At 56.3% G+C, this 16,782-nt stretch carries 15 protein-coding genes and 3 tRNA genes; 11 read left to right on the top strand and 7 right to left on the bottom strand.

What is annotated here, in order from left to right; all coding sequences use genetic code 11:
• Window positions 1-107: 107 nt before the first annotated feature.
• The 5 genes from NQF64_RS05450 to gyrA form a co-directional block, all read right to left on the bottom strand.
• Window positions 108-194 (bottom strand) — tRNA-Leu (locus NQF64_RS05450).
• A 17-nt stretch (window positions 195-211) separates the two neighbouring features.
• Window positions 212-287 (bottom strand) — tRNA-Lys (locus tag NQF64_RS05445).
• Window positions 288-430: 143 nt separating this feature from the next.
• Complete coding sequence (locus tag NQF64_RS05440; RefSeq protein ID WP_266106827.1) at window positions 431-910, bottom strand: peptidylprolyl isomerase; 480 nt, start codon at window positions 908-910, stop codon at window positions 431-433.
• Window positions 911-1,031: 121 nt separating this feature from the next.
• Window positions 1,032-1,544 carry a pantetheine-phosphate adenylyltransferase gene (gene coaD / locus NQF64_RS05435; protein WP_099026474.1) on the bottom strand — a complete coding sequence of 171 codons (513 nt, stop codon included), beginning with the start codon at window positions 1,542-1,544 and terminating at the stop codon, window positions 1,032-1,034.
• Window positions 1,525-4,281, bottom strand: coding sequence for a DNA gyrase subunit A (gyrA, locus tag NQF64_RS05430; protein ID WP_407651822.1), 2,757 nt, complete (start codon window positions 4,279-4,281; stop codon window positions 1,525-1,527). Before gyrA ends, coaD begins: the two co-directional genes overlap by 20 nt.
• Before the next feature lie 171 nt (window positions 4,282-4,452).
• On the opposite strand from gyrA, the gene NQF64_RS05425 reads away from it, so the two are divergent.
• Genes NQF64_RS05425 through NQF64_RS05415 form a run of 3 tightly spaced genes read left to right on the top strand, consistent with a single transcriptional unit; the run spans window position 4,453 to window position 8,784 of the window.
• The gene (locus NQF64_RS05425) at window positions 4,453-5,787 is read left to right on the top strand and encodes an anthranilate synthase component I family protein (RefSeq protein ID WP_266106741.1); all 1,335 of its coding nucleotides are present in this window, start codon (window positions 4,453-4,455) and stop codon (window positions 5,785-5,787) included.
• Window positions 5,777-6,640 (top strand): aminotransferase class IV, encoded by an 864-nt coding sequence (locus NQF64_RS05420; protein ID WP_266106740.1) that lies wholly within the window; start codon window positions 5,777-5,779, stop codon window positions 6,638-6,640. The genes NQF64_RS05425 and NQF64_RS05420 overlap by 11 nt, the downstream gene beginning before the upstream one ends.
• A complete protein-coding gene (locus tag NQF64_RS05415) occupies window positions 6,637-8,784 on the top strand; it encodes a S9 family peptidase (RefSeq protein ID WP_266106739.1) in 2,148 nt (715 codons plus the stop codon). The genes NQF64_RS05420 and NQF64_RS05415 overlap by 4 nt, the downstream gene beginning before the upstream one ends.
• Before the next feature lie 26 nt (window positions 8,785-8,810).
• Here NQF64_RS05415 and NQF64_RS05410 read toward each other — a convergent pair whose 3' ends face one another.
• Window positions 8,811-9,272 (bottom strand): hypothetical protein, encoded by a 462-nt coding sequence (locus tag NQF64_RS05410; protein ID WP_266106738.1) that lies wholly within the window; start codon window positions 9,270-9,272, stop codon window positions 8,811-8,813.
• Window positions 9,273-9,459: 187 nt separating this feature from the next.
• On the opposite strand from NQF64_RS05410, the gene ykgO reads away from it, so the two are divergent.
• Both ykgO and NQF64_RS05400 read left to right on the top strand, forming a co-directional pair.
• Window positions 9,460-9,585 (top strand): type B 50S ribosomal protein L36, encoded by a 126-nt coding sequence (gene ykgO, locus NQF64_RS05405; RefSeq protein WP_099026480.1) that lies wholly within the window; start codon window positions 9,460-9,462, stop codon window positions 9,583-9,585.
• Between the two features lie 26 nt (window positions 9,586-9,611).
• Entirely contained in the window at window positions 9,612-10,262 is a 651-nt protein-coding gene (locus NQF64_RS05400) for a tetratricopeptide repeat protein (protein ID WP_266106737.1), read from the top strand.
• A 9-nt stretch (window positions 10,263-10,271) separates the two neighbouring features.
• Here the strand turns inward: NQF64_RS05400 and NQF64_RS05395 are convergent, their stop codons facing one another.
• Window positions 10,272-12,524, bottom strand: a complete 2,253-nt coding sequence (locus NQF64_RS05395) for a primosomal protein N' (protein WP_266106736.1) — start codon at window positions 12,522-12,524, stop codon at window positions 10,272-10,274.
• A gap of 36 nt (window positions 12,525-12,560) precedes the next feature.
• Here NQF64_RS05395 and NQF64_RS05390 point away from each other — a divergent pair, with 36 nt between their 5' ends.
• The 6 genes from NQF64_RS05390 to NQF64_RS05365 all read left to right on the top strand — a co-directional run bounded on the left by NQF64_RS05390 (window position 12,561) and on the right by NQF64_RS05365 (window position 16,774).
• A complete protein-coding gene (locus NQF64_RS05390; protein ID WP_266106735.1) occupies window positions 12,561-13,568 on the top strand; it encodes a tyrosine recombinase XerC in 1,008 nt (335 codons plus the stop codon).
• On the top strand, window positions 13,549-14,556 hold the full coding sequence (locus NQF64_RS05385; RefSeq protein ID WP_266106734.1) for a retroviral-like aspartic protease family protein: 1,008 nt from the start codon (window positions 13,549-13,551) through the stop codon (window positions 14,554-14,556). The genes NQF64_RS05390 and NQF64_RS05385 overlap by 20 nt, the downstream gene beginning before the upstream one ends.
• A 92-nt stretch (window positions 14,557-14,648) precedes the next feature.
• Window positions 14,649-14,725, top strand: a tRNA-Asp gene (locus NQF64_RS05380).
• A gap of 116 nt (window positions 14,726-14,841) precedes the next feature.
• On the top strand, window positions 14,842-15,483 hold the full coding sequence (gene queE / locus NQF64_RS05375; protein ID WP_266106733.1) for a 7-carboxy-7-deazaguanine synthase: 642 nt from the start codon (window positions 14,842-14,844) through the stop codon (window positions 15,481-15,483).
• Window positions 15,484-15,485: 2 nt separating this feature from the next.
• Entirely contained in the window at window positions 15,486-16,223 is a 738-nt protein-coding gene (gene queC / locus NQF64_RS05370; RefSeq protein ID WP_099026486.1) for a 7-cyano-7-deazaguanine synthase QueC, read from the top strand.
• Window positions 16,220-16,774 carry a 6-pyruvoyl trahydropterin synthase family protein gene (locus NQF64_RS05365; protein ID WP_266106732.1) on the top strand — a complete coding sequence of 185 codons (555 nt, stop codon included), beginning with the start codon at window positions 16,220-16,222 and terminating at the stop codon, window positions 16,772-16,774. The genes queC and NQF64_RS05365 overlap by 4 nt, the downstream gene beginning before the upstream one ends.
• Window positions 16,775-16,782: the final 8 nt, after the last annotated feature.

The following is a 16,782-nucleotide window of genomic DNA, read 5'->3' as shown; positions in this document are numbered from 1 at the left end:
GAATAGAACAGGTCAAAACACCTCAGTTAGGTGCTGCATCTCATCAATAAATCACTTTTATGGAAACCATATAATGATTGCTTTTAAAGCACTCATCATCACAAGATTGGTGCCCAGAAGAAGACTCGAACTTCCACGTCCTTGCGGACACAGGCACCTGAAGCCTGCGCGTCTACCAATTCCGCCATCTGGGCATACCCATTTGCACGCATGGTGAACCGGCTGGGACTCGAACCCAGGACCATTCGATTAAAAGTCGAATGCTCTACCAACTGAGCTACCGGTTCACTTGAGGAGGCTATCTACCCGCTCCCCTAGGGGGCGTCAACCCCGCTTAGGGGAGAAAGACGCCAGCGCAGCAATTTTCTTCTCCTGCTTAAAACGGGGATACCCCTTACAGGAGAAGAAACGCCATATTCCACCTTACAGCTTACTTCTCGACATAAGCCTTAATGATGTGGTCCGGATTCTGCACCATGCCAGAGGCACCAGCCCCACGTTTGACCTTATCGACAGCCTCCATCCCCTCAATGACCTGACCAACAATTGTATATTGGCCATCCAAAGACGGAACGCGATCAAACATGATGAAGAACTGGCTGTTAGCGGAGTTCGGGTCCATAGTACGGGCCATGCCCACTGTCCCACGGTCGAACACGGCCGTTTGGCTAAACTCTGCTGGCAGGTCGGGATATTGGCTACCGCCTGTCCCCGTCCCTGTGGGGTCGCCTGTCTGCGCCATGAAGCCTTCAATCACACGGTGGAACTTCACACCATTATAAAAGCCCTCATTCGCCAAGGTCTCCAAACGCTCCACCGCTTTAGGGGCGAGGTCTGGACGCAGCGCGATGACAACCTTGCCGTCCTTTAATTCCAAAACCAATTTATGCCCGTTTGTTGTCTCTGTCATGGTTGTACCCTCTCCTAAATTATCACTATCAGCCTGCTCACTAGCCCAAGCTTGTGCCAAGCTTCCGCCAGCCGCGCATAAGGCTGTTAAAGCGGTGACGAAATGCCGCCGTTTCATCTCATTATCCTCCTGCTAATTTACCCCGCAAGTGACGAGCTGTCCTGTCACTGACAAAGGGGGAAATATCCCCCCCTAGGCGGGCAATCTCCTTCACAATCCGGCTTGCGGTTGTACGGTGATTCTCTGAGGCCAGCAAAAAGACCGTCTCAATCTCCGGGGCTAAACGCCGTAACGCACCAGAGAGCTGAGTCTCAAAGTCAAAATCCCCCGCAGAGCGCAACCCACGAATAACCGTCCCCGCCCCAGCTTGCCTAACTGCATCAACTAAGAGCGTATCAAAGCCTGTAACAGAGATGCGATCCCGGTGCGGTAGGCTAGCAATCTCTTGCTCTACAAGGCCGCGCCGCTCCTCAAAGCCTAAAAGCGGTGCCTTAGCATCGTTAATCGCCACACCAACCACAACATGATCGAACAACACCGCCGCCCGGTCAATCACATCCAGATGCCCGAATGTGATAGGGTCAAACGTACCGGGGTAGAAACCGATGCGCGGGTTAGTCATCCGTTTTATCATCCGTAGCGGCTTCAGCCGTTTCGGCCTCACCTTCGGCAGACGATTCAGCCTCCTCAGTCTCCTCCTCCATCACGGGGAATACGCTGATGATGCGCTCATCCCCATCGACACGGAAGAGCGTTACCCCCCCTGCCTGACGGGACATCACGCGCACTTGCTCCACTGGCAGACGGATAAGACGGCCTGTATCGGTCACCATCATCACATCTGTACCATCTAGCGTTACAAGCGTGCCGACCACCTCACGACCACGGCGCGCATTGGAGAAGGTCATGTTATTAATGCCCTGCCCCCCACGGCCGGAGACGCGATAATCATACGCGGAGGACCGCCGCCCAAAGCCTGTATCTGTCACAGTGAGAAGGATTTGCTCCTGCGCCTCAAGCGCGGCATAGCGTTCCTCACTCAGTGGGCTATCAGCGAGAATCCCCTCTAGCCCTTCTTCATCAGAGGCGACATCGCTGCTCTCATCAATATCCTCCTCAAGGGTCTCATCCCCCGATTGAGCGGCAAGGACGCGGCGATGTGCATTTGCGGCGCGGAGATAAGCAGCACGCTCCTCCACGCTTGCCTCAACGTGATTCAATACGGCCAGAGAGACCACCTTATCCCCATCAGCGAGGCGAATACCCCGCACACCGGTGCTGCCACGCCCTGCAAAAACACGCAGCACATCATCGGTGATATGGAAGCGAATCGCACGCGCATTACGCGTAGCAAGGAAGACATCCTGCCCCTCCCGGCATGTTGCCACGCCAATGAGCTGGTCATTTTCATCCAGCTTCATCGCGATAAGACCAGAGGAACGAATATTGCGGAAGTCACTTAACCGGTTACGCCGCACATTCCCGCTTGCTGTGGCAAAGACGAGATGCAAATCATCCCACAGCTCCTCATCTTGCGGCAACGGCAGCACGGCAGTGATAGTATCCTCGCCCAATTCTGGCAGCAGATTCACCAAAGCGCGGCCTTTAGCGGTTGGGGCTGCCTCTGGCAAATGCCAGACCTTCATCCGATACGCCTTCCCGCCAGAGGAGAAGAACAACACCCATTGATGAGTATGGGCATTAAAGCTGCGGATGACGATATCATCACCACGCCGCCCTGCTGCCGTACGCCCACGCCCACCACGATTCTGCGAACGGAATAAATCAAGCGGGGTCCGCTTAATAAAGCCATCGCGCGTGATGGTCACAACCATCTGGCCCGGCTCAATCAGGCTCTCATCGGACTGATCACCCAGCGCATCGGAGATTTCCGTACAACGCGGGTCTGCCAGAGCAGCGCGTGCGGCCTGAAGTTCCTCCCGCATGACTTCCATACGGCGGACATGGCTGCCGATAATCTCCAACAATTCCGTAATGCGCTGGCTGACCTCTGCCAACTCACCCTGAATCTTCTCCCGCTCAAGCCCTGTTAAGCGTTGGAGACGCAGCTCCAAAATACCGCGCGCCTGTGCCTCGGTAAGATGGACGCGGCCATCAATAATCACATTGCCTTCATCATGGATCAATTCCAGCAACGGCTCTACATCCGCAGCGGGCCATGTACGCGTCATGAGCTGCTCACGCGCTGTAGCGGCATCTGGTGCGGAGCGGATGAGGGCAATGACCTCATCAATATTCGCCACAGCCAGCACCAGACCAACGAGCAAATGCCCACGGTCGCGCGCTTTATTCAAATCGAACCGCGCCCGGCGGAGAATCACATCCTCACGGAAGCGAATAAACGCATCCAACACATCGCGCAGCCCCATCGTACGGGGGCGGCCTTCATCCAGAGCCAGCATATTCACGCTAAAACTCGTCTGAAGCTGCGTAAAGCGATAAAGCTGATTCAACACCACTTCCGGCGTAGCATCACGCTTTAGCTCAATCACCACCCGCATACCGGAGCGATCACTCTCATCGCGGATGTCGGAAATGCCTTCAATATCCTTAGAGCGGACAAGGTCGGCAATCTTCTCCTGCAACGTCGCTTTATTGACCTGATAAGGAATCTCTGTCACCACAATGGCAAAACGGTCTTTACGGATTTCCTCAATCTCAGCACGGGCACGCACAGGGATAGAGCCACGGCCTGTCTCATAAGCCTGCCGGATACCCCGGCGGCCCATAATAATTCCCCCCGTTGGGAAGTCCGGCCCCGGGACAATCTGCATGAGGTCTTCAAGCGTCATATCCGGGTTAGCAATAAGGGCTAGGACAGCATCAATCACCTCGCCCGGATTATGGGGTGGGATGTTCGTCGCCATACCCACCGCAATACCGGATGCCCCATTAACTAAAAGATTCGGGAAGGCAGCCGGAAGAACCTGCGGCTCTTGCTCGCTCTCATCATAATTAGGCTGGAAGGCAACCGTATCGCGGTCAATATCATCCAGCAAAAAGGAGGCTGATTTTGCTAAGCGGGCCTCGGTATAGCGCATAGCCGCAGGGCTATCCCCATCGACAGAGCCAAAATTACCCTGCCCATCCACAAGCCGCACACGCATGGACCATGATTGCGCCATGCGGACCATAGCATCATAAATGGAGCTATCACCATGAGGGTGATATTTACCCATCACGTCACCGACCGCGCGGGCCGATTTACGATAAGGCTTATCCGCCGTAAAGCCGCTCTCTCGCATAGCGTACAAAATACGGCGATGCACAGGCTTCAACCCATCGCGCACATCTGGCAAAGCGCGGGAGACGATCACCGACATCGCATAAGCCAGGTAAGAGGAGCGCATTTCCTCCTCAATCGTTACTGGGAGACGGTCGGAGGGTAAAATATCGTGCGGCTCGCTCAAGACAAATCAACCTATTTTCTATAAATGGTTAGGGTCCCTAGCATAGCCTATTCTACCGAGAGTTCCTAGTTTGTTCCGTCCATCCTCTTTTATCGCGCTCTTTTTACCCTTATGAGCCACCCTGCTGCCCCCTTTATCACACCCCTCCCATGGCAGCCGCCTGCGGCATTTTTCCCCCTCTGCCGCACGACAGAACATTCCGTTTTTCTCGATAGTGGCGGCCCTGCCACACAAGACCGCCATCGTTGGAGCTTGCTTTGCCCCCGCCCGGTGGCTCATCTCACCCTGCCTTTGGCAGAGATACACCAGTTTCCCCAAATATTACGCCAGTTCCTCACCACTCATGCCCCCGCTACACCGTTAGAGCCTATGGATGACGCTCTGCCCTTTCTGGGTGGGGTGATTGGTATGCTCAGCTATGAGGCGGGTATGCGCTATGCAGGTCTAACCTCCCGCCATCAAACAGAATGCCCCGCCTTAACAGCCCTTGCCTGCCGGGATTTCTTCCTCTTTGACCGGCGCGCACAAAAATTATGGTGGGTCAGCGCGGAAGGGCTCCCTCCCCCCGCTATGCCCACCCCAACGCATAAACCCGCCCTAACACCACATCTCACCCCTCATGCCACGCAAAATGCCTCACACTGGCAAGAGGCTGTACAAACTATGCGGCGTTACATTGCAGCCGGCGATATCTTCCAAGCGAACCTCACTATGCGCTGGTATGCTGACCGCCCCGCAGGGTTGGACCTCCCACTTTTATATGAGCAACTCCGCACCCAATGCCCTGCCCCCTTTGGGGCGTGGTTTCATACACCGGATTTTACGCTGCTCAGTGCCTCAGTTGAGCGGTTTATCGCCCTTGATGCCGAGGGCATGATTGAGACACGGCCCATTAAAGGCACCTGCCCCATCAGCCCAGACCCACAACAGAATGACGCTTTCAAAGAGGCTCTCCGCCATGATGAGAAAGAGCGGGCGGAAAACCTCATGATTACCGACCTGATGCGCCATGATATTGGGCAAGTCTGCCAGCTTGGCAGCGTCACCGTGCCGCAGCTTTTTGCGGTCGAGGCGTTTGCCCATGTGCATCATCTTGTCTCTAGCGTGCAAGGGCGGCTCAGACCGGGGTTGGATGCAGCGGACCTCCTCGCCGCCACAATACCGCCCGGCTCCGTCACCGGGGCCCCAAAATATCGGGCTATGGAGATTATTGATGAGGTCGAGACCTCCGCACGCGGGGCCTATTGTGGGACGCTTTTCCGCCTCGGATGGGACGGCACGCTTGATAGTGCCGTTATCATCCGCAGTATCAGCGTAACAGCCAAGACCCTTGCCATCGGGGCTGGTGGGGGCATCACATATCCCTCCCACCCAGAGCGCGAATATGAGGAAATGTGCCTCAAAGCCGCGCCTCTTTTAAAGGTGCTTCGCCATTATGGCTCATAAGGTCATCCCCCCTTATCTCTGGCTGAATGACACGCTCCACCCAGCGGACCAACCGGCCATTATGGCCCAAGACAGAGGCTACCTCCTCGGTGATGGGCTCTTTGAGACCATGCAGCTTTATAATCACCGCGTGCCTTTACTAGAGGCTCACCTCACCCGGCTAGAAGAAGGCTGCCGCCTATTGCACATCCCCACACCTCAGCGCACTCTTATTGAGAGGGCACTCCACCAACTTATAGAGGCCAACCACCTCACTCATGGCTCTGTGCGCTTGACGCTCACACGCGGCCCCGGCCCGCGGGGCTTAGCCCCACCAGCTCACCCAAACCCGACCTTGCTCATCACAACCGCCCCACCACTGCAACACCCACCCCAGCCTATCCGCCTGCATATCAGCACGCAGCGGCGGGACCCTCACTCTATGTTGAATCGGGTGAAATCACTCAATGCATTACCGGCCATCCTCGCCCGTTTAGAAGCCCAAGACCATGGGGCAGATGATGCGCTTTGGCTCACCCATGAAGGCTCCATTACCGAAGCCACTGCGGCAAGCTTCCTAGCTTTGATAGACGGACGATTAGTAACACCTCCCCTCTCCACCGGCATCCTCCCTGGTATTACGCGCGCACGATTGCTCGCCGCTGGGATGTGTGAAGAGCAACTTTTGAGCAACAATGACATTCCCCTTCTACAAGGGGCATGGCTGGCCACGGCCCTTAACCTCACCCCGATTGCCGCGATTGGGGGATATGCACTGCCACCTCAGCCAGAGCGCAGCGCAGAGTTACGGCGCATCCTCTATGACCATCCCATCTTGAATCCCCCCACCCAAACAGCCACATCTGCCTCATGACTGCACATACACATACCCCCGCTCCCACCGCCACGCCCAAGGCCCCCATCGCCCGGCGCAACCCCATCGTGCTAGAGCAGCTTGGCCGCACCCGCACGGATTCCTACGCGTGGATGAAAGATGAAAACTGGCAGAAGGTCTTAAGAGACCCTTCCATTCTACGCGATGATATCCGCACCCATTTAGAGCACGAAAACGCCTATACAAAGGCCATGCTGGCCGAGACCGTCCCCTTACAAGAGGCCCTCTTTAAAGAGATGGTCGGCCGGATTCCTCCTGCTGAAGAATCCGTCCCGCTCCCCTCTGGCCCGTGGCTATATAGCTTACGTTTTGAGAAAGACGCCCAATATCCCCTCCATGTCCGCCGCCCCCGCAAAGCTGGCACTAACGAGGCCGATGGGCCGGAAGAAATTCTCCTTGATGTCAACAAGCTTGCCGCTCAACATAGCTTCTACAGCCTCGCCCAAGCTGCCCATACCGAAGACCACCGCTATTACGTCTATGCTGAGGATGTACAAGGCTCAGAGGTCTATCGCATTCAGGTCAAAGACCTCTCCACAGGGACACTCTGCGCCCCAGCGGTGGAGAGCTGTACCGGCAGCTTCACCCTTTCGCCGGATAGCCAATATCTCTTTTGGATTTACCGCGATGATAATGGCCGCCCCTCCCGTATTTATCGCCGCCCCCTGCGTGGGGGGGATGATACGCTCGTCTTTGATGAGACCGACCCCGGTTTCTTCCTCAGCATTGGGGTGAGTGCCTCCCGCGCATGGATTATCATCGAGCGCGGGGACCATGATACGAATGAGACCCTCCTCATCCCCGCAGCGGAGCCAACAGCCCCTCCAAAATTAGCCGCCCCCCTCGTGCGGGGAGAACGCTATAGCCTCACCCATTGGAATGACCGTTTTATCATCCTCACCAATGCAGGGGGGGCGGTTGATTTCAAGCTCATGACCGCACCAGAAGCCACGCCAGACCGGAGCCATTGGCGGAACTTCCTCCCTTATGAGGAAGGCCATTTCCTCCTCGGTGTTAGTACAGGGCGCGAGCATCTCGCTTGGATAGAACGGCGCAATGGCAATACGGAAATCTTCATCCTTGACCATAAGGATGCTGATAAAGGGGCGATTCGCACCCATGCACGCCGTATCAGCATGGATGAGCCAGCCTATACGCTCAGCCTCCTCGGGGTGTTGGAATATGACGTGCCTATTCTGCGTTATATTTACCAATCCCCCACCACACCGGCCCATTGGTATGATTACGATATGCAGACAGGGCAAAAGACCCTCCGCAAAGTGCGGGAGGTCCCCTCCGGGCATGACCCTGCCGCTTATGAAACACGCCGCCTTTTTGCTAAAGCACAGGATGGCGCGTTGGTTCCCATCACCCTCTTGATGAAAAAAGGCACGGAGCTAAATGGGAAGAACCCCATGTTGCTCTATGGCTATGGCTCTTATGGTATCTCTATGGAGGCCAGCTTCTCCACCACTGCGCTAAGCTTGGTGGATCGTGGAGTCATTTACGCTATAGCCCATGTGCGTGGTGGCAGTGAGAAAGGATGGGGGTGGTTCCTAGACGGGCGAGCCACCAAAAAGACCAACAGCTTTACCGACTTCATCAGCTCTGCTCATTATTTGATTGATGAAGGCTATACCGCACCACGCCGCATTGTCGCCCATGGGGGCTCTGCTGGGGGGCTGCTTATGGGGGCGATTGCCAATATGGCTCCGGAGCTTTTTGCCGGGATTGCGGCCCAAGTGCCCTTTGTGGATATGCTCAACACAATGTCGGACATCTCCCTCCCCCTCACCCCGCCGGAATGGCCAGAATGGGGTAATCCTCTCACCGACCCAGAGGCTTACGATCTCATCGCCAGCTATTCCCCTTACGATAACATCCGGCCTGTCCCCTATCCGGCGATTCTGGCGATGGGGGGTTTATCTGACCCACGCGTCACCTATTGGGAGCCAGCAAAATGGATTGCCCGTTTGCGAGAGGAAGCCAAGGGCGGGCCTTTCCTCTGTCATATCAATATGGAGGCAGGCCATGGCGGCTCCTCCGGGCGGTTTGCACGTTTGAAGGAAGTCGCCCTCGTGCAAGCCTTCGCATTATGGAGCCTCCAACGCGCTAACGCATAACCCCTCCATTAAAGCGGGGGAGAGCCTTATTGGAGGTCATCCCCCTCGCTATCCATATCCATCTCTGCAAGCTGGGAGCAAATCTTACCTAGCCGGGAATCACCCTGCCCCACGCCCTCCCCGCAAGCTGTGCGCGCATCTTTACCGCAGCTTTTAATCACGCTCTCCATGTCCGATTCCAAAACATCGCGGACAAGCCCAACGTCAAAGCTACGTTGTGCGGTTTCCTCAACATCGAGCTGCTTTTGCACCTTTCGCATCTCATGCAGATTATTCACACAAGCTGTGCTGACGACACGCGTATGGTCGCGCAAAACGGCGAGGATGTTGTTCACGACCGCGCCTTTTTCATTCACTGCGGGGTCATCATCATCCGTGCGGGCAGAGCCATCAGCCCATGCCACCCCCATCGAACTCATAAAAACAAGGCTCAAAAGCCCCCCTAAAAGGCGGGACCGGCGGGACAAGAAGAAAGAAAACTGGCTCATTCCCCTACCATAATCCGAAAAACATGAAGGGGAAATGGGGCTTTTGCACGACATCACCTTGACTCACCCCTCCATTACAGGCTATGCGGTCGCCAAGTTTCGCGGGCGTGTTAGCCCTGCATTATGAGAGCCACTACCTTGCAAAAAGGTGGGGAGGCGCATCTTTTGGTCGGGGAGCCTGAACATTATGAAGATTCGTAATAGCCTGAAATCCGCTAAGATTCGTGATAAAAACTGCCGCGTTGTTCGCCGCCGTGGCCGCGTTTATGTCATCAATAAACAAAACCCACGTATGAAGGCTCGTCAGGGCTAAGTAACGGATTTATGGGGACGCACCGCTTGATGTGCTGCGTACTTCATGCTCTGCCCCCTTATAAGGGGGGGAAGCCTCTTGCCTTCTGGCTGGGGGCTTTTTTTTGTTTTACGACTACCCCGCTCGCCTATGCAGCAGCCCCGACTCATCCCACGCCTGCTGCCTCTGCCCCCCCTAAGGCTCATAGCCTCAGCTTAAAAGAGAAAATCACCCAAACCGAACAGGCTCTCGCCACAGAGCAAGACGATCAAAAAGCCCAAGCCTTGATGAAAAAGGCCGAAACATTACGCCTCTATACCGTGCAAAATAGTGGCCGTTTACTGCTGAGCGAAGCGCAAGAGGCCATCCAAAAAGGCCATACGGATGAGGCTGAACGCGCCCTCTCTGCCGCTTTGACCCTTCAGCCGGATAATGCCTTTCTCCGCCGCCAACGCGCAGCGATTCGCTTTATCGGCAATGACCTCACCGGCACGGTAGAGGACCTCCAAGTCGCCCTTGTGCATGACCCCGGTGATGCTCAAAGCTGGGATTTGCTCGCCCGCACGCAAGAGCATCTCCATCACCCTCATCAGGCCCTCCATGCTTATACGGAGGCCCTCACCCATGCCCCGCTCCTCCCCAATGGGCAAAAACGCTACCAACAGCTAGAGCAACGCGCAAACGGCACACCGGATTAACCATCCGCCTTACATAAAAGATACCGGGTCCACATCTACATCAATGCGCGCGTCATTCTTGCAAGTCACCCCTGCGAGCCAATGGCGCAAAACGGGTTGGAGGGCGATGTCACGCCGTGTTCGCAAAAGGAGGCGGAAGCGATACCGCCCGCGTAACAACGCTAAAGGTGCAGGGGCCGGGCCTAAAATCTCCATCCCCTCCCCATGCGGGCCATTAAGGGCTAGATGGCGAGCAAGGGCCTCGGCATGCGTCTCCTTAGGAGCACTGACAATCACAGCTGCTAACCGCCCATAGGGGGGCCAAAAGCCGGGGCGGCGTTGGGCGGCCTCCTGCTCCATAAAACGGATAAAATCATTCTCTATAAGAGCCTGCATAACGGGGTGATCCCCCACATAGCTTTGCAGCATCACACGGCCGGGTTTTGAGCCACGCCCTGCCCGCCCTGCCACTTGATGAAGAAGCTGCATCGTCCGCTCAGCCGCCCGTAAATCCCCCCCGCCTAGGCCAAGGTCTGCATCCACGACCCCTACAAGGGTGAGGTCGGGGAAGTGCCAGCCCTTCGCGACAATTTGCGTCCCGATGATGAGATCCACCTCCTTTTGGGCAATTTTGCGGACTGCCTCCTCCATCGCAGCGGGAGAGGTTAAGGTATCAGAGGCCATAACCAGCAACCGGGCCTCCGGGAAGCGCGCTTGTACCTCCTCATGAATCCGCTCTATCCCCGGGCCAATGGGCACGAGGCTATCTTCCGCCTCACAAGCGGGGCAGGCTTTCATTAAAGGTTGGGTATAGTCGCAATGATGGCACGCTAAAATCCGCCGCCGCCGATGCTCCACCATCCATGCCGCACAATGCGGGCACTGGATGCGATGCCCACAAGCCCGACATAAAGTCAGCGGGGCATAGCCACGCCGGTTGAGGAACAACATGCTTTGCTCCCCCGCCTTCATGCCATCCTCAATGCTTTCACATAATAAAGGGGAGAGGAACAAGCCACGCTCCGGCCCGTGGTCACGCATATCAATCAGGCTAATCTCTGGCATACAGGCTGGCCCGTGCCGCGATTCGAGCACCTCATGACGGAAGCGGCCCTTCTGGACATTCACTAATGTTTCCATAGAGGGCGTTGCTGAAACCAAAATCGCCGCAGCCCCGGCAAGGCGCGCTCGCACAATGGCCATATCCCGCCCATGATACAGCACCCCTTCCTCCTGCTTATAGGTGCTCTCATGCTCCTCATCGACCACAACAAGCCCTAACGCAGCAAAGGGAAGAAACAGGGCCGAGCGCGCACCCACAACCACGCGCTGCTGCCCATCTGCCACCGCACGCCATGTCTCCCGCCGGGCCTTCTGCCCTAAATCGGAATGCCAAATCGCCGGAATAGTGCCGAAACGTTTGGCAAAACGCTCCGTCCATTGGGTTGTTAAGGCAATCTCTGGCACCAAGACCAGCACTTGCCGCCCGTGCCGCAGAGCCGCCGCCACAGCCTCGAAATACACTTCCGTTTTGCCAGAGCCCGTTACTCCCTCTAGCAAGGTTACATTAAAAGCGCGCTCCTCCACTGCTTCTATCAAAGCATGAGCAGCCTCAGCTTGCTCGGCTGATAAAGTGGGCGGGGCGTAATCAGGCTCAGGCGGCGTGGCACTCATGGGGGAGCCTTCCAGCACGCTCTCCTCCAGCACACCGGCATGTGCTAAGCCGCGAATCACCGCCGCGCTCGCCCCACTTTGCGCGCTTAATGCCGCTGTACTGGCCGGGCCATGAGCCGCCAACGCGGCTAAAACCGCGTTACGCGCGGGGGTAAGCCGTAAAGACTCTGGCAACGGGCCGGCTTTACGGGCCCACCCAAGCATCGGCTTCATCCCTCCCCCTTGGGCAGGCACGCGCAGCGCAATGGCGAGCACCATACCCGGCGCACTCAGCCCATAAGCAGCTACCCAGTCGATAAAATGCCGTAACGTCTCCGGTAAGGCAGGGATGTGCGTCTCCACGCTAATAATCGCGCGTAAAGAGCTAAACGCCACATGTCGGCTAGAGCGTGGCGGGCGAAGGTCCACCGGTAAATGTGTTGGCTCGGCCTCCCACACACAGCCTACGATCTCCTGCCGCCCCAAGGGGACGCGCACCACCGTGCCCGGTGCCAAAGGCGTATCGAACTTATAATCCAACGGCCCCGTAAAAGGACGTGGCACAAGGACGGAAAGACGATGACCGGCTTCCCGTCTCCTGCTATGGGGGGAGAGGCGTTGTTCTGCCATATCGCATCACCTTACCCTCTCCGGCGGGGAAATACCATGAGCCATCTACCAACGCGCACGCCTTCATCGCTTACGCTACATACCGCGCAAGAGGCCCTCACCGCGTGGCAAGAATGGCTCCTCTACGAAAAACGCGCCAGTAAAGCGACCTGCATAGCCTATCAACATGATGTTGCCCTCGCTTTAGGCTTCTTCAGCCGTCATTTTGGAGGGGAGCTGCCTCTACACGCTCTTGCTCGCCTCTCTTTAACCGACTTCCGCTCATGGCTGGCCCATGAGACAACACGTGCAGAGCAGAACGCCCGCCGCCATCCCCATAGCCGCCATACACAAGATGGCCATGCCCGCAGCCGCGCCCGCCGCATCTCCGCTCTACGCTCTTTTTACCGTTATTTGGAAAAAGAACATCACCTCACCAACCCCGCTTTAACCCTCCTTCGTAGCCCACGGTTAAAAACCCGCTTGCCCCGCCCCCTTACGCCAGACGCTGCACGCCTCGCCCCAGAAGGCATTGCAGAGCAAACCGTTAATCCTCATTTTGCTGCACGTGATGAAGCCCTCTTTACCTTGCTCTATGGTGCAGGTTTGCGAATCAGCGAGGCTCTCTCCCTCTCTATCGGGGATATAGAACGCCTCAGTGATGATATGCTGTTCATCACCGGTAAGGGCGGTAAAGAGCGCGCCGTGCCGATTCTACCACCTGTTAAGCAAGCCTTGGAGCGTTGGTTAGCAGCACATCCTTACCGCCATGCAGAGGCTCCCTTCTTTTGTGGGGTACGAGGGGGACGACTGAATCCGGCCATCGCACAACGGGCCATGCGCCAATGGCGCATGATGGAAGGACTGCCCGATTCTGCAACACCGCATGCCTTACGCCATGCTTTTGCCTCTCATCTCCTGCAAAATGGGGCCGACCTTCGCACGATTCAGGAGCTGTTGGGCCATGCCAGCCTCTCTAGCACGCAAATCTACACCCTTGCTGATGAACAACACCTCATGGATGTATGGCAGAAAGCCCATCCCCGTGCTGATACATCCCCCTAACCAACATAAATGGCTGATGATGACCTTCCCCCGCGCTCTCAAAGTGATAATCCCAACCATGATGATGGCTCTCTTGAACCTCATCCTGCCCATAGCCTATGCGAGCGAGCCGGGGCCTGCTTGTCGGCAGAGGCATCTCACCACCATCACCTTGCAAGAGACAGGCTATTATCTAACCTCTGTGGCACAGATTCATGGCCGGTCCCTCTCCATGATTATTGATACAGGCTCGGAGGGGAGCTTGCTCACACCAGAGGCTATTAGCCAATTACATCTCACACCCAATGCAGAAGAAGCCGCCATCATCTCCGGGGCGGATGGGCATGGTCATGTTGTCCCCACTATTGAGCTGGCCTCCCTCACACTCGGCCATGTGACCTTTCATCAACCGATTATGCCTTTAGGGGCCTTACCCGCCTTCCCCGCGATTCAACCGCCCGTATTGGGGTTAATTGGGATGGATTTGCTCGGCCATTATGATCTTGACCTTGATCTTCCTCACCATCAGTTAAGCCTTTGGGACGTTCATGCGCGCTCTATGCTCTGCCAACAACCTCCCTTTTGGCCGTATCAGAGCCAGAGGCTCACCGCAGGGCGGGTGAGAGGGCGATTCTTCATCCCCTTTACCTTAGACGGCCAAGATGGTGTGGCCTTAATTGATAGTGGAGCACGCTCGCACATCATCAGCAAAGAGTTCGTCTATAAACTCGGCATTACAAAAGAAGCACTCGCCCAAGACCCCGGCGGTATTAGTGCAGGTATTGGCGATAAAGAACATCGCTACCATTGGCACCGTTTTGGCCGCCTCACCTTGGGGGGGCAAACCCAGCTGCACCCAGTCCTTACGGTGACATCCCTGCATGAACAAGCTGATATGCTCCTTGGGGCAGATTGGCTGATGCATCATCACCTATGGCTCTCCGCAGGACCGGAAGGTGCCGTATTTGTCCAAACCGCTCATGAGGCAAACCCTCCGCAGAAAAAGTGAAAAAATCATTTTTCACTATTGCCAGCCCTGCTCTATCCCGCTAAACAGACGCCATCCCACGGGACAGACCTTTTTGTAGGGTCGTTGAGACTGCGGGTGTAGCTCAGTTGGTTAGAGCGCCGGCCTGTCACGCCGGAGGTCGCGGGTTCGAGCCCCGTCACTCGCGCCACTCTTTATTCAAAGGGTGGCGTTTTTGTATCATCCCCCCTCTCAAAAATAAAAAACTTACCCCATGCGATGAGAAATCGCTTGCATCCAGCGCGCTGCTGCCCGACATCTCTGCCCATGGCTTATATCATCAAGGAATTATTCGCTACATTGCAAGGCGAGGGAGCCCATGCGGGCCGTGCGGCTATCTTCTGCCGGTTTGCAGGCTGTAACCTCTGGTCTGGCCGGGAGGAGGACCGCCATAAAGCCCAATGCAACTTCTGCGATACGGATTTTATCGGCACGAATGGCCCCGGTGGAGGCCGTTTTGCACATGCCGATTCCCTTGCAGAGGCCCTAGAATCATGCTGGCGCGCCCATACAGATGACGCAGCACATCGCTATGTCGTCTTTACAGGGGGGGAGCCTTTGCTTCAGCTTGATGATGCCCTCATCAAAGCCACAAAGGCCCGCGGCTTTACCCTCGCAGTAGAAACTAATGGAACACTCCCCGCCCCTGCGGGGCTTGATTGGATATGCGTTAGCCCCAAACCGGGCCAGTCGCTCGTACAAACCCATGGTCATGAGCTTAAACTCGTCTATCCCCAACCAAGCCTCACACCAGAGCAATTCGCGGGGCTAGCCTTCCAACATTTCTGGCTCCAACCTATGGATGGGCCAGAGCGCATCGCTAACACAAGGCACGCTGTGCAGTATTGCCAAGCGCATCCGCAATGGCGTCTTAGCCTGCAAACTCATAAACTCATCGGGATTGCCTAATTATGCCCAATGCTCCCCTTTCCGCCAGCCATCAAGCCGCGCAGAATCGCCGTGCGCTTGTCCTGTTCTCCGGCGGGCAGGATTCTGCAACATGCCTCGCATGGGCGTTGCAGCATTTTGAGCATGTCGAGACGGTCGGCTTTGCCTATGGCCAACGCCACGCCATCGAGCTGGAATGCCGCAATACCCTTCGCCACGGCCTAACAGAACAGAACCCTCTTTGGGCAAAAAAGCTGGGGGAGGACCATATGATTGACCTCGCCAGCCTTGGGGCCCTCTCCGACACAGCCCTCACCCGTGATGCTGAAATCAGCATGGGGGAGAATGGCCTACCCAACACCTTTGTGCCGGGGCGCAATCTCATCTTCCTCACCTTTGCGGCAGCCTTAGCCTTTCGCCGTAGCCTCCGCCATATTGTCACCGGCGTGTGTGAGACGGATTATTCCGGCTATCCTGATTGCCGCGATGATACCATCAAAGCCCTGCAAGTCGCCCTTAATCTCGGCATGGAGCAACGCTTTGTCCTCCACACACCGCTTATGTGGATCAATAAAGCGCAGACATGGCAACTCTGCCACGAGCTTGGCGGGGATAGCCTTGTGGACATCATCCGCCATGAGAGCCATTCTTGCTATAAAGGGGAACGCTCCCATGAGCATCCATGGGGCTTTGGCTGTGGGGATTGCCCCGCCTGCGCCTTGCGTGCTGAAGGGTGGCGGCACTATCAGGAGGGGTTATGAGCGACATCACCCGCACAGAACTCGTTTTTACCCGGCGTTTCTGCATGGGGCATCGGCTTATCTCTGGCTGTAGCGAGCGTTGTGCCATCCCACATGGGCATAATGAATATGTCACCGTCACGCTCATCCCCGGCCCTAACGCCCCGCAGGGTCAGAGGCTTGATGGGCACCATAATATGATGCTGCCCTTTGCAGAGGCCAAAGGCCGTTGGCATCGCTTTATTGATGAGCGGATGGACCATAGCTTTCAGCTTTCCGCATCCGACCCGCTCTTACAATGGTTCACAACACATGAACCCCAACGCCTAGAGCGAATCGTCGTTACACCGGGTGACCCAACAACGGAGCTGCTCGCTGCCCTGCTGATGAGCAAACTACAAGCCTTCCTCACCGCCCAAGGCGGGCTACTTGCCCCTGCAAGTTTAGAGATTAAAGAAACACCCACCAACACGGTGCGCCTGCATGGCGAGCCGACCCCCTATCTCCCATTAGTGGACCGCCCCGCAGAGCAATGCTGGTGGCACCGGGCTGATGACAGTACGCGCGATTAAACCCGCAC

Origin of the sequence: Bombella saccharophila (assembly GCF_026385475.1) — a bacterium.
Lineage (GTDB): Bacteria > Pseudomonadota > Alphaproteobacteria > Acetobacterales > Acetobacteraceae > Bombella > Bombella saccharophila.
This window is presented reverse-complemented; position numbering and strand designations above follow the sequence as displayed.

Bases quoted from the DNA above. Each gene is read 5' to 3' on its own strand.
- NQF64_RS05440 (WP_266106827.1), bottom strand. From the start codon at position 910: ATGACAGAGACAACAAACGGGCATAAATTGGTTTTGGAATTAAAGGAC.
- coaD (WP_099026474.1), bottom strand. From the start codon at position 1,544: ATGATAAAACGGATGACTAACCCGCGCATCGGTTTCTACCCCGGTACG.
- gyrA (WP_407651822.1), bottom strand. From the start codon at position 4,281: ATGCGCTCCTCTTACCTGGCTTATGCGATGTCGGTGATCGTCTCCCGC.
- NQF64_RS05425 (WP_266106741.1), top strand. From the start codon at position 4,453: ATGAGCCACCCTGCTGCCCCCTTTATCACACCCCTCCCATGGCAGCCG.
- NQF64_RS05420 (WP_266106740.1), top strand. From the start codon at position 5,777: ATGGCTCATAAGGTCATCCCCCCTTATCTCTGGCTGAATGACACGCTC.
- NQF64_RS05415 (WP_266106739.1), top strand. From the start codon at position 6,637: ATGACTGCACATACACATACCCCCGCTCCCACCGCCACGCCCAAGGCC.
- NQF64_RS05410 (WP_266106738.1), bottom strand. From the start codon at position 9,272: ATGAGCCAGTTTTCTTTCTTCTTGTCCCGCCGGTCCCGCCTTTTAGGG.
- ykgO (WP_099026480.1), top strand. From the start codon at position 9,460: ATGAAGATTCGTAATAGCCTGAAATCCGCTAAGATTCGTGATAAAAAC.
- NQF64_RS05395 (WP_266106736.1), bottom strand. From the start codon at position 12,524: ATGGCAGAACAACGCCTCTCCCCCCATAGCAGGAGACGGGAAGCCGGT.
- NQF64_RS05390 (WP_266106735.1), top strand. From the start codon at position 12,561: ATGAGCCATCTACCAACGCGCACGCCTTCATCGCTTACGCTACATACC.
- queE (WP_266106733.1), top strand. From the start codon at position 14,842: ATGGCTTATATCATCAAGGAATTATTCGCTACATTGCAAGGCGAGGGA.
- queC (WP_099026486.1), top strand. From the start codon at position 15,486: ATGCCCAATGCTCCCCTTTCCGCCAGCCATCAAGCCGCGCAGAATCGC.
- NQF64_RS05365 (WP_266106732.1), top strand. From the start codon at position 16,220: ATGAGCGACATCACCCGCACAGAACTCGTTTTTACCCGGCGTTTCTGC.